Below are 12,419 nucleotides of genomic sequence, written 5' to 3'. Positions count from 1 at the left end.
TTCTTATATAAGATTGTATATTTGTAGATTTATTTTATTGTAAATTTTGATTTGATAAAAGCAATTTTTTACTTATAGTTAAGAACAAACCATCAAGGAGGTATTGTATGGGTGAATGTTGTAAAAATAACACTACTAAGCAAGCTGAATCTACTGCTAAAAAATTGGTCAATAACTTGAAATCGTCAATTTTTTGTGGAACAAAAGGATTTTTGACTTTTAATTTGGCATTTTTAAGTTATTTGGAATATAGCTCACATCATAATACAGAATTAAAAAAAGGCGCTGCCTTTGCAATGAAAAGAAATACTATTCCGTTTCTTGAAATGGCTGTCATAGTGCCATTTGTTTGTTTTGCGCTGCCAGCTATGGTAGGTAGTATAAGTCTTATACAGTGTGCGCTTATATGTGCTGCATTGATGGTTGCAACATGCTTTTTTGTAAGAACTTTTCACGTGCGTGAGGAGTTAATGGAAAAAATCATCAACCATAGTAGAAAAGAAATAGACACGGAATTTAAGAAGGATGCTATAAAATTTCCTATTTTCGATCAAAACAGAAAACACATCGAGTATAATTCGCCTAATCTAGGGCAACCACTGTATGAAACGAGTAGCACCTCTCTTTTCGTTAAAGTTTTACTTTTCCCTCTAAAGGTTCTTCTGAAGGTCCTGCAAAGTTGTATCATGTTATCTTTAGCTGCTGTTGAACTTCTTGAAACGGTACCAAGTCTTTTTGTCGATACATTTTTTGATTGGAGCTTCACATCCACCAAGAGTAACCTGCAGAGATCAGGCCATTTATTGTATGCAAGTGTGAGAAATTTAGTGCCTGTAACTAAACTCGATGAGTGTGTAGCTAATTTTATAGGCGCCCCAGAAGTAACTTGTTGTAAGTAGTGCGTAGGTGAAAAAGGCAGTTATCTTATTTAACCTTGGCGGACCTAATTCATTGAATGCGGTTCGTCCTTTTTTATTCAATCTTTTTTATGACAGGAGAATAATCAATCTACTGAATCCCTTTCGGTTTCTTTTAGCAAAGTTTATATCTGCAAAACGAGAAAATATTGCACGAAAAATATACGAGGAAATTGGAGGTAAATCACCAATTTTGGAAAATACAAAAGCACAAGCTAATGCACTTGAATGTAAGCTTAATGAACCTATCTTGTGTCATCCCAGTGCTCAGACACTGGGATCTAGAAAAAAACACTGGATTCCAGCGTCAAGCGCTGGAATGACATCAAAAGTATTCATCTGCATGCGTTATTGGCATCCATTTGCTGATGAAGTTGTTAAAAGCGTAAAGCAATTCGATCCTGACGAAATCATTCTGCTACCACTATATCCCCAATATTCAACCACGACAACCCTGTCATCCATTGAAAATTGGCAGAAAAATGCCAAAAAATATAGCCTAGAATGTAACACAAAAGTAATCAATCATTATTATGACAATAAAGACTTTATTGAGGCTCATGTTAATCTGACGTCTAAATATTATAAATTAGCTAGCAAAATCGGTAAGCCAAGAGTCCTATTTTCAGCCCATAGCCTACCTATTAGTGTTATTAAAAAAAGGCGATCCTTACGCTTCACAGATAGAAAAAACAGTAAAATTAATAGTAAAAAAATTGAATATTGAAGATCTTGATTGGGGAATATGCTATCAGAGTAAGGTTGGCCCTGTAAAATGGTTAGAGCCGAGCACTGAAAGTGAGCTATCACGCGCAAGAGCCGATGATATACCTGTAGTTTTGTCACCTATATCTTTTGTTTCTGAGCATTCGGAAACGCTAGTTGAACTTGATATAGAGTATAAAGCAATTATCAAAGAAGGATATTACTTTCGCGTACCAACTCTCAGTACCGATTTCTTATTTATCAAGTGCTTAGCTGACTTATGTGTAAATCACCCTCAAAGTCCTAATTTATAGCACTTTTCTTTTAAGATTTTATATAGTAAAGTAGTAAAAAGCTATTATTTTATTAGCTATTTATGCTAGAAAAAAAAATAAATACATTTGCACAAAGGGTACACGCTGCCCATAACCATGATCTCAGAAAGATGTATTGTATTGCAGTAGGTTAACAGGCATATTGTGTAAGATTTCACTACAATTTTGTTGCGAGTTTATTGACAATAACAGATCTAGTATTTCTGCTGTATCAGATATTGCCAAGTTAATAAAATTACCAACATCAGTATTATATATTCTTCATTCCGGACTCAGCTTGGCTGGATATAGACCTCAAGATGATAAAAATGAACCTAAAAAATCAGTACAGGTTGTAGGTAGCTCGGCCTTCTTGACACACTGTATCATAGGAATATTGATGCAGACAAAAATCATTCATTTCTTAGCTGGAAACAATAAAGATATAATAAGTTATATTAGCTTAACATCAGCAGTTCTGTTTCTATTTTCAGAATTTATAAGCTACTATTATACATGGAAGAAGTATCTGGATAATAAGGATTCTGAAAAGTCTGCTAAATATAGTAAAGACGTTATTTTTAGCACATTCGCTTTGTCATTGGGCTTGTTAAGCTTCATCTTAAAAAGAATGGAAATTTCAACCATACCAATAGATTTGGGTGGTGGTATAATCTATAACTTCAACTTAAGCGTAACAGTGAGTATAATATTAAGTCTGGCATACTTGGTATCAAACATCGATAGATTTGTCAATCAACCTAGTAATGGTACGGATCCTTCTACTGGACTTGATGGCGCTCGCCATGCTCAGCATAATGGCAACATTATAGAAATTAATGATTAGAGATGAAAAGACCTAATTTCCACTGCTAATGCTAGCACTGCTAATTTGCTAACAATGTTCCAAAGTGGCAGGGTTTTATTTTCTTGGCTAATATCATAAAATTCACAGTCAGTGGAATTCAAGCTAGAATATATATCTTTTCTGCTATTACACCTATATAAGTAGCACATTGGTATATTTCCTATGTAGTATATTAGCGGTTCTGCAGGACTGCGCTTAAATACATCGATGGTTGGTACACCTTCTTGTATAATAACGCTACTTACTTCTATCCCTTCCTTTACCTTTTTCATTTTATGGCGCTTTTTTTTGTTGAGGTTTAATACTTCTTCACCGCTTGTCACTGTTATGATACCCATCCCGTATGTGCCATTGCTTGCTTTGATAAAAACGTAAGGTTGTGTTTTTATTTTATGTTCCTGATATTTTTTTTGTACTAAGGACAATATTTGATCAACTTTAACCGCTATTGCTTTTAGTGATGAATCATCATTAAAATCTACTTCATTGCAGTTTTCTGTAAATGCAGAAATAAGCCATAGATCTATTTGAAATTCGCTACAAAACTCGGATGCTAATTCTTGATAAATTTTAAAATATTGAAATTTCTGTCTACTGTGCCAACCATACAATGGGCTTGGTATTATCTCTTGTTTTACATTTTTGAGAATATCAGGAATGTGGCTTGTCATGTCTCGATTCAGTATAACAACATCGGGTACAAACCCTGAAGTTGTCTTTAGCAAAGAGTTTTCTTCTACAATAGTCTCGTATAATTCTATTAAATTATATGCTTCACTGTGAAAGAGACCGATTTTAGTCTCGAAATCTGCAAGTTGCAGTATTTTTTCTATGGCAAATACATTTTCTATATACATTTTATTTCGTGTGTAATTCTCTGGTATTATAAGAGCCTTTTTATATTGTTTTGTTTCAAAGTAGCTTTTTATCAATTTTGCTGCTGTTACTCTCGATATTTCACTTAGATTATTGAACCCTGCAGGAAACAAATTGGCGTCTACTGGAGCAATTTTGCAGCCTGAATTCCTAAGATCTATGGAGCTATAAAATGGTAATGTAAGGCCATTAAATTTTGTTTTGAACCAACTATTTATATCTTTTTCCAAATTTGAATGAATTATATTTTGCATCTACACTTTAAATGTTATAAGAAAAGTACTATATTATAAGCTATAATCTTAACTAATACTTACAATATAAAGTAGCAAAAAAATGATTCATCATGACAACAGTAAAATGTATGGGACTACTATACTGTCAATTAGAAAAGATAAAAGTGTAGTAGTAATAGGTGATGGACAAGTCTCGCTAGGCCATACCGTTATAAAATCTGGAGCAAAAAAAGTTAGGCGTCTTTCTGGTGATTCCGTAATTGCCGGTTTTGCTGGAGCAACGGCTGATGCATTTACCCTTTTTGAAAGACTGGAGTCAAAACTTGACAAACATCCGGGACAGTTAATGAGAGCATGTGTTGAACTTGCAAAAGACTGGAGAATGGATAAATATCTAAGGAAATTAGAGGCTATGATGATTGTGGCAGATAAATCCATTTCATTGGTCATTACAGGAACGGGTGACGTTCTTGAACCTGAAGATGGGGTTGCAGCCATTGGCTCTGGAGGAAATTTTGCTTTATCTGCAGCAAAGGCTTTGATTGACGTCGAAGGGATATCAATAGAGGAGATTGCAAAAAAGGCTATGAAGATAGCTGCCGATATATGTGTTTATACAAACCATAATGTAATTATCGAAAAAATAGAGGAGTAATATGTCAAGAATCTTGTGTACCAATTCTTTTGCTCAACCTGTAGTAGGTCAATCTGATAACTGCAATGAAAAAAATGTCCTCTATGAAAATGAAGGTACAGAAAGTAGTAGCACTCAAAGCTCACAAGCTTTATTAGATGATCTACCACCACAGAAAATAGTTAAAGAGCTGGATAGATTTATAATTGGGCAGAATGACGCAAAGCGTGCTGTTGCTATTGCACTCAGAAATCGTTGGCGTCGAAATAAAGTCCCACTTCCACTACGTGAAGAGATTATACCTAAGAATATACTCATGATAGGCCATACGGGAGTTGGCAAAACTGAAATAGCTCGCCGTTTAGCAAAGCTTGCTGGTGCACCTTTTATAAAAATTGAAGCAACGAAATTTACCGAAATAGGATATGTTGGGCGTGATGTTGACTCGATAATACGTGATTTAGTTGACACAGCAATAGTTTTAGTTAAGGAAAAAGCATGTAAAGCCTTAACTAAAAAAGCTTTGGATTTAGCAGAAAAGATAATAGTTAATTCCATGGTTGGCGAAGATGCAACTGAGGAAAGCAAAAAGGTTTTCAGAGAAAGACTGAGAAATAAGGAATTTGAAGATGGAGAAGTTTCTATTAACGTCAGGGAGAGCAAGGGTATGCTACCCACTTTTGATATACCTGGTATGCCGGGTGGGCAAATTGGCGTGATGAATGTAACAGAAATAGTTGGCAAGATGTTTAATGGGAGCAAAAAAACAAAAACTATTACAGTTAAGGTAAAAGAAGCTCGAGAAATATTGGTTAACGAAGAAAGTGAGAAGTTAATGGATGAAGATAAGGTAATCAAAGAAGCGATTGATCTTGTTAGCAATGAAGGCATAGTGTTTTTAGATGAAATAGATAAAATTGCAGCACGTACAGAAATAAAAGGTGAAGTCAACAGAGAAGGGGTGCAACGCGATCTGTTACCACTACTTGAAGGAACAACTGTTTCAACTAAGTATGGTCCAGTAAAAACAGACTATATATTATTTATTGCATCTGGTGCTTTTCATTTGTCTAAACCATCTGATCTTTTACCAGAATTACAGGGTAGATTGCCAATTAGAGTGGAACTTAAGGCACTTACTCAAGAGGATTTAATAAAAATATTAAAGGAACCAGAATCTAGTTTGTTAAAGCAGTATATAGCTTTAATGAAAACAGAAAATGTGACGCTTGGGTTCACTGATGATGGTATAGAAACCATAGCTGAAATAGCGTTTACAGTTAATAGAGAAGTAGAAAATATAGGTGCAAGAAGGCTTCATACTGTCATGGAGAAGCTTTTAGATGAAATAAGTTTTATCGCTTCTGAAAAAAACAGTGAAAAATTTGTTATAGATAGTAAATATGTAAGAGACAAGCTTGAATCAATTTCAAAGCAGCTTGATTTATCTAAGTTTATACTTTAGAAGAAGCTCTTTTTAAGCAATATAGAGTATTCAAAAGAGTTTATTTTCTCTTGTCTTGCAATCTCTTATTTCTGCCAACCATAGCTATATTCTTTAAGCTATTTTTCAATAGTAGAATTCAAGCTTAAATCAATTATTGAGATATTTTCTTCATCAAAATCTATGTCTTTTATTAATATACCAGTTAAAAGGTCAGGTGGAGAAAGAATAGTTCTTTTATTACCAGCTCTCATTCCCACAACTCCAAGTTCTATAGCAAGTGGTGCTTTTCTGTCACCAACTTTAAACTGCACTGTTTGATCTTTGATTATATACTCACCATTATGTCTCTTTATGCTATATTGAACCGATATCTCATCACCACACTTTACTTGTTTTCCAATTTTGTTAATTAAGTCATTAAAAATCATCAGGTTATTTACTGAATCAGGATATTTATCTTTTACTTCAATCAGTTTGATGTAATAAGAGTTAAAATTCATTTTGTTGTCATCAGCGGCAATAGTAACTACACGTTCTCCGCCTTCTTTCATACCTATTACCCCTAAATTCACTTCTTTTAGATAATCCTGACCTATTTTCAAAGTGACATCAGTCGGAAGTAGCATTGCTAGATTGTTGGATATTTTGTACATTTGTAGCAGGACTTCTTGGCCACAAAAAGCCTTGCTGCCACTGCCTTCAGTAATTTCATAAAAATTTATCGGCTCTTCTTCTTTTTGCTGTGTTATTTCTTCTAAATATTCTGCTAGCCCATGCTTTTCAATATAGCGATCAAGTGCTGATTCAAGTATTGGCTTGACTAGATAACGTGCTATCGTCTGTGTTAAACCATCATGTGTGGCATTTATCTCGTAAAGCTTGTCCCCTTTTTCCGGCTTATCTTTGTTTATATAAACAATAGTAATTATAAAAGCAGAAGCTAAAGTGAGAACCATTACTACAGAGATAAATATTTGTAATATAATTTTTTTAACCATCTTTTCTTACTTGATTCAATAAATCATATAAATAATTAGTATTCCCTGAAAGCACACTCAAATTATCTGAGGCTTGTTTAAAAAGGCCATCTATATATTCTTCCATCTCACTTTTCCCAAGCACAGATATCAAATTATTTGTTTTATCCTGCTCATAATCTTCAATATCATCCTTAGCTTGAAAGATAAGCCCTAGATTTATTCCATAGTTATATGATGCTCTCCGCTCTTCGCTTGTAGCATTGCCTATTATAGCCCCTATTTCACATGAAGCTGCAAATAGTTTTGCAGTTTTCATCAAATGAACTTCCTTTATTTTATCAGCTTGGCCCGACGTCATTCCAGCGTTATACATACAGCCGTACGAATGTTGTGGTTTTAAGGTAGAAAGGGTGTCATTCCAGTGCTTGACACTGGAATCCATTTCATGTTCAGCTTCACCATCGCATGGCTTTTTGCACGAAATGCTTGTAGGCAAAGCCTTCTGGATCCCAGTGTCAAGCACTGGGATGACATAGGGTTGGGGGTTAAAATCTATATGCTCACTGTTAATATCTAAAATCTGTCCTCCCACCATTCCCCTAACTCCTATTGCCTGAGAGAGCACTTTTATAATCTCACAATTTAATGAAGATAATACCTCAAAAGCCAGGGTAAGTAGTGCATCTCCAGCAAGTATTGCTGTTACTTCACCAAATTTTTTGTGGCAGCTTGGCTGGCCTCTGCGGGTGTCGCTGTTATCCATACATGGTAGATCATCGTGAATTAGGGAATAAGCATGAATAAATTCAATTGCTGCTGCTGCTGTTATTGCTTTTTCAACCTTTATGTTGAATATCGACGAAGATGCTATGACTAAAAAAGGACGTATGTATTTTGCAGGAGCAAGAAGCACATAACGCATGGCTGATATGAGCCTATTTTGACTATTTTTAGGTAAAATCCTGTTTATTTCTGCAATAAATAAATTTCTTGTTGCTTCATCTAGCATACAACACATTGAAGCATATCTCATCTAAAAACCTTTATAATAACCATAAAAGCTATTGCAAACATCAAAATTTCTTATAACATCGAAGGTATAGATTATTTTTTGGTGAAAAATGAGTGAATTGGCAAAAAGTACTAGAGAAGATATAGAAGAAAAGGTAAAAAAGATCATACTAGAGCATATTAGTAAGGATGTAGAAAAATTTGATGGCTCTTCAAAGCTTTCAGAGCATGGTGCAGACAGTTTAGATGCAGTTGAGATTATCATGGCAGCTGAAGAAGAGTTTGGTATAGAGATTCCTGATGAAGATGCACAAAAGATGGAAACCATGGAACAGATAGTTGAATATGTAGTAAACAAAGCAAACAATTAATGTTGAATGAGCAGAAAAGTAGTAGTTACTGGTATTGGCTTAATTACTCCACTAGCAGTAGGTGTTAATAATACTTGGTCAAGGTTGATCAAAGGTAAATCTGGCATAAAAGAAATCAGTACAGATAGGTTTGATTTTTCTGATCTTGCTTGCAGGGTTGCAGGGCAAGTTCCAACGCAATCTGATGATATTGAAAGTTACTTCGATCCACTAGGTTATATTTCTGAAAAAGACCTAAAAAGAACAGATCGCTTTATTCATTACGGTATTGCAGCTGCTATTCAGGCAGTAGATGATTCACTAGTTTTGGAAAATCAAAATATTAATAAAGAGCGAGTAGGTGTAGTTATTGGTTCTGGTATAGGTGGCCTTCCATCAATTCAAGAAAACGTAATTACCATGCAAGAAAAGGGGCCTAGGCGTGTCAGTCCATTTTTTGTCCCTGCAAGCCTAATAAATTTGATATCTGGCCATATTTCTATCAAATACGAATTTACAGGTCCAAATGACTCAGCGGTCACTGCATGTGCAACAGGTGCGCATGCAATTATAAACTCAGCAAGAGCTATAAAACTTGATGAAGCTGATGTGATGATTGCAGGCGGAGCAGAAAGTGCGTTATGCAGAGTTGGAATTGCAGGTTTTGCATCGATGAAGGCGCTATCAACTAAATTCAATGATAAGCCTGAAGAAGCCTCAAGGCCATGGGATGAAGAACGCGATGGGTTTGTCATGGGCGAAGGAGCAGGTATATTAGTGCTGGAAGAATATGAACATGCAAAAAAAAGAGGAGCAAAAATATATGCAGAACTCACTGGATATGGATTAACAGGAGATGCGTACCATATCACAGCACCTCATCCAGAAGGAAGAGGCGCATTTAAGGCAATGGAGCTTGCTTTAAAAAATGCACAAATCAGCCCAAGTCAAATTGGGTATATCAATGCACATGGCACTTCAACACCACTTGGAGACAAAATAGAAGTAATAGCAATGAAGCAGTTATTCGGTGAGTATGCCTATAAAATACCTGTTTCCTCGACTAAATCTTCTATAGGACATTTACTTGGTGCTGCAGGAAGTGTTGAAGCAATATTTAGTATCCTTGCATTAAAGAGCGGAATTGTTCCACCAACTTTGAATCTGCATAAACCTTCAGAAGGATGTGATTTGAATTTTGTACCATTTGAAGCTCAAGAGCATAAAATTCAGTATGTGCTTTCTAATTCATTTGGTTTTGGTGGCACTAATGCGTCTCTTATTTTTGGAAAGTTGTAGTTAACTATGCTATTTTGAATCGACTATGAAGATGTCATTCGAGTAGCTGACACTGGAATCCAGCCTTTACATAATCATCAAAATGTTGTATTTTAACATAAAATGACTACTTTTATGCTTACCAACTTAACTAGATTCCAGTGTCGAGCACTGGAATGACACCCCTTGTTACTCCAAAATTTGCAAATTACAACAGTTGTGTATGGTACTATATGAAGAGATCTGACTTGATATTGTTTGCAATTTGCCTTTTACTGCTGGTTCACTATACTTATTCAATAAAGTCTAGCTTAATAAATGCGTAAAATATTAGTAAGGAGTAATCATAGACCCTTGGTTGGAAAAATCAAGATTAATGGTTCAAAGAATGCCGTCTTACCAATAATGGCGGCGAGCTTGTTGAGTAATTCTTCAGTAACTTTACATAATATACCTGATTTAATTGATGTACACTTGATGTCTGAGCTGCTTAAGAGTCTTGGTGCAAAAGTGAATTTCATACACAATAAAGATTATAAAGCAAATCACACTTTAAAAATTGACTGTAGCAATATCAATAACCATTTAATATCACATGAAATTGCAAGCAGACTGCGAGCATCTTTTCTAATGTTGGGTCCAATGCTTAGTAGATTTGGTAAAATTGCAACAGTGTTTCCTGGTGGGTGTAATATTGGAAAACGTCCTGTTGACATGCATATCAAGGCGCTTGAAGCAATGGGAGTTCAAATTGAAATTGATGGCTGTAATATAACTGCAACAACAAAGGGGAAATTGCAAGGCAAAGAAATAACATTTAAAAAAGTGAGTGTTGGTGCAACAGAAAATATAATAATGGCAGCAACACTTGCAGAAGGAGTAACGATAATAAACAATGCTGCAATCGAGCCGGAAGTTCTTGATTTAATAGAGTTTCTGAAGAGTATGGGTGCCAATATTGAAGTTAATAACACAAAAATCACAATAGAAGGTGTTGAAGCATTAAATGGGTGTGAGCATAAAATAATACCAGATCGCATAGAAGCCGGTACATATGCGCTAGCTGCTGTCATTACCGGCGGCGAGCTAAAGTTAGAAGGAGTAAGTCTATCTGATATAGGATGTATTGTAAATGAATTGAAGACTATAGGAACCAGAGTTGAGTTACATGACGATGGTATTATTATTTCCAGAAAAAGTGGCCCTATTAAATCTGCTCACGTTGCAACAAATCCATATCCTAACTTTCCCAGTGATATGCAACCACAACTAATGTCTGCAATGTCAATTGCAGGTGGAATATCAGTAATTGAAGAAAATGTTTTTGAAAATAGATTTGCACATGCAAATGAGTTAAGAAAATTAGGTGCTGATATCAGCATCGAAAAAAGTAAAGCTACTATAAGTGGAATAAAGAGCTTATATGGAGCTGATCTACATGCTAATGACTTAAGGTCAACAGCAGCTTTAATTCTTGCTTCTTTGGTAGCTAAAGGAGAAACTACAATAAATAACTCACATCATTTATGGAGAGGATATGAGGCAATGGATGAAAAACTTAATTCATGTGGAGCTGACATCTCCTTGAGGATATATTATGAATGAAATAACTAAACGAGCTACAGTAAAAGAGATAGATGACATTCTATATGAGGAACATAAGGTATTAGATCATGGATTTGTTCGAGTGATTGATTATATGGGCTCTGATAGCGCCATAGTTCAAGCTGCTCGCGTTTCTTATGGAAAGGGAACGAAACAGATAAATCAAGATGAGGCGCTTATAAAATATTTGATGAGACACCATCACACAACTCCATTTGAAATGTGTGAAATTAAGTTTCACGTGAAACTTCCAATTTTTGTTGCAAGACAATGGATAAGACATAGAACTGCAAATGTGAATGAATATTCTGGAAGGTATTCGATACTTGATAATGAATTTTATATACCAAAACCAGAACAGGTTGCAAAACAATCTGATAATAATAAACAAGGCAGCGGTGAAGCTTTTGATTCAAATACTTCAAAAGAAATAATAGATTTTCTGACAAATGACTCTAATTTAGTATATTCTCATTATGAGAAATTTATTGGGCAGGGCCTTGCAAGGGAAATTGCTCGCACTAACCTAACACTTAATTACTACACACAATTTTATTGGAAGATAGATTTACATAACCTTCTTCATTTTCTAAAGCTCAGAGCTGATAAGCACGCCCAATATGAAATTAGAGTCTATGCAGAAGTTATGTTGGACATAGTGAAGAAATGGGTGCCGCTAGCCTACAATGCTTTCGTTGAATATTCCTTAAAATCAGCCTGCATTTCAAAAACTGGTCTTGAAATAATTCGCAAGCTAATAAAAGGAGAAAATGTTACGAGAGAAGAAAGTGGCATTGGTAAAAGAGAATGGGATGAGCTGATGTCTATACTTGGTAAATAATCTTGAACTGTTGCATAGTTGTTATTTACATAGCACATGAAGGATAGCTGTACAAAACCCAAAGGGTATCATCCGAGTAAACACTAATTTCCATCATCATCAGAAACGTTGTATTTTTTTATACTCGTGAATTTAACTGGATGCCAGACTGGCATGACACCTTCCTTTTAAAACTCTAGTGGTCAAGAGCACAACTGTTGCAATTTGTAGGCAATTTTGGTAGTAGATGGTCAGCACTTGATGCTGGAATCTAGTAAAAAAAGCCAGTGTCAAGCACTGGGATGACACCTTTCTGATTGGAATGATAGAAGATCATGCAAAAACCCTAATTTCCTATATCAATTAATTCTCATCCAC

Annotated in this window: 10 protein-coding genes and 2 pseudogenes; 9 read left to right on the top strand and 3 right to left on the bottom strand. The window is 35.2% G+C overall.

The genetic code is table 11. The features are described from left to right. The first annotated feature begins 107 nt into the window (after positions 1–107). The 3 genes and pseudogenes from wVul_RS07525 to wVul_RS07515 all read left to right on the top strand — a co-directional run bounded on the left by wVul_RS07525 (position 108) and on the right by wVul_RS07515 (position 2,783). Positions 108–899 (top strand): membrane protein, encoded by a 792-nt coding sequence (locus wVul_RS07525; RefSeq protein ID WP_047759761.1) that lies wholly within the window; start codon positions 108–110, stop codon positions 897–899. A 7-nt stretch (positions 900–906) separates the two neighbouring features. Beyond that, positions 907–1,936: pseudogene (gene hemH, locus wVul_RS07520) on the top strand (ferrochelatase). A gap of 62 nt (positions 1,937–1,998) precedes the next feature. Further along, a pseudogene (locus wVul_RS07515) lies at positions 1,999–2,783 on the top strand (hypothetical protein). Here the strand turns inward: wVul_RS07515 and gshA are convergent. Continuing rightward, a complete protein-coding gene (gene gshA / locus wVul_RS07510; RefSeq protein ID WP_047759760.1) occupies positions 2,780–3,934 on the bottom strand; it encodes a glutamate--cysteine ligase in 1,155 nt (384 codons plus the stop codon). The pseudogene wVul_RS07515 and the gene gshA overlap by 4 nt on opposite strands. An 82-nt stretch (positions 3,935–4,016) precedes the next feature. Between gshA and hslV the strand changes: the two genes are divergently transcribed. Then, positions 4,017–4,571 (top strand): ATP-dependent protease subunit HslV, encoded by a 555-nt coding sequence (gene hslV / locus wVul_RS07505; RefSeq protein WP_047759759.1) that lies wholly within the window; start codon positions 4,017–4,019, stop codon positions 4,569–4,571. Between the two features lies 1 nt (position 4,572). Next, positions 4,573–6,015: an ATP-dependent protease ATPase subunit HslU gene (hslU, locus tag wVul_RS07500; protein ID WP_047759758.1), complete on the top strand. Its 1,443-nt coding sequence runs from the start codon at positions 4,573–4,575 to the stop codon at positions 6,013–6,015. A 98-nt stretch (positions 6,016–6,113) separates the two neighbouring features. Here the strand turns inward: hslU and wVul_RS07495 are convergent, their stop codons facing one another. Then, positions 6,114–6,995, bottom strand: a complete 882-nt coding sequence (locus wVul_RS07495; protein WP_047759757.1) for an FKBP-type peptidyl-prolyl cis-trans isomerase — start codon at positions 6,993–6,995, stop codon at positions 6,114–6,116. Then, entirely contained in the window at positions 6,988–7,986 is a 999-nt protein-coding gene (locus wVul_RS07490; RefSeq protein ID WP_047759852.1) for a polyprenyl synthetase family protein, read from the bottom strand. The genes wVul_RS07495 and wVul_RS07490 overlap by 8 nt, the downstream gene beginning before the upstream one ends. A gap of 112 nt (positions 7,987–8,098) precedes the next feature. On the opposite strand from wVul_RS07490, the gene acpP reads away from it, so the two are divergent. The 4 genes from acpP to thyX all read left to right on the top strand — a co-directional run bounded on the left by acpP (position 8,099) and on the right by thyX (position 12,062). Beyond that, positions 8,099–8,359, top strand: coding sequence for an acyl carrier protein (gene acpP / locus wVul_RS07485; protein ID WP_047759756.1), 261 nt, complete (start codon positions 8,099–8,101; stop codon positions 8,357–8,359). A 6-nt stretch (positions 8,360–8,365) separates the two neighbouring features. Next, positions 8,366–9,637, top strand: a complete 1,272-nt coding sequence (gene fabF / locus wVul_RS07480; RefSeq protein WP_047759755.1) for a beta-ketoacyl-ACP synthase II — start codon at positions 8,366–8,368, stop codon at positions 9,635–9,637. A 297-nt stretch (positions 9,638–9,934) separates the two neighbouring features. Beyond that, positions 9,935–11,221, top strand: coding sequence for a UDP-N-acetylglucosamine 1-carboxyvinyltransferase (murA, locus tag wVul_RS07475; protein ID WP_047759754.1), 1,287 nt, complete (start codon positions 9,935–9,937; stop codon positions 11,219–11,221). After that, entirely contained in the window at positions 11,214–12,062 is an 849-nt protein-coding gene (gene thyX, locus wVul_RS07470; protein ID WP_047759753.1) for an FAD-dependent thymidylate synthase, read from the top strand. The genes murA and thyX overlap by 8 nt, the downstream gene beginning before the upstream one ends. Positions 12,063–12,419: the final 357 nt, after the last annotated feature.

It is taken from the genome of Wolbachia endosymbiont of Armadillidium vulgare str. wVulC (genome assembly GCF_001027565.1).
In the GTDB taxonomy this organism is placed as follows: domain Bacteria; phylum Pseudomonadota; class Alphaproteobacteria; order Rickettsiales; family Anaplasmataceae; genus Wolbachia.
This window is presented reverse-complemented; position numbering and strand designations above follow the sequence as displayed.

Coding starts and splice junctions, on each gene's coding strand:
- thyX (WP_047759753.1), top strand. CDS start 11,214: ATGAATGAAATAACTAAACGAGCTACAGTAAAAGAGATAGATGACATT.
- hslU (WP_047759758.1), top strand. CDS start 4,573: ATGTCAAGAATCTTGTGTACCAATTCTTTTGCTCAACCTGTAGTAGGT.
- wVul_RS07495 (WP_047759757.1), bottom strand. CDS start 6,995: ATGGTTAAAAAAATTATATTACAAATATTTATCTCTGTAGTAATGGTT.
- acpP (WP_047759756.1), top strand. CDS start 8,099: ATGAGTGAATTGGCAAAAAGTACTAGAGAAGATATAGAAGAAAAGGTA.
- hslV (WP_047759759.1), top strand. CDS start 4,017: ATGATTCATCATGACAACAGTAAAATGTATGGGACTACTATACTGTCA.
- fabF (WP_047759755.1), top strand. CDS start 8,366: ATGAGCAGAAAAGTAGTAGTTACTGGTATTGGCTTAATTACTCCACTA.
- murA (WP_047759754.1), top strand. CDS start 9,935: ATGCGTAAAATATTAGTAAGGAGTAATCATAGACCCTTGGTTGGAAAA.
- wVul_RS07490 (WP_047759852.1), bottom strand. CDS start 7,986: ATGCTAGATGAAGCAACAAGAAATTTATTTATTGCAGAAATAAACAGG.
- gshA (WP_047759760.1), bottom strand. CDS start 3,934: ATGCAAAATATAATTCATTCAAATTTGGAAAAAGATATAAATAGTTGG.
- wVul_RS07525 (WP_047759761.1), top strand. CDS start 108: ATGGGTGAATGTTGTAAAAATAACACTACTAAGCAAGCTGAATCTACT.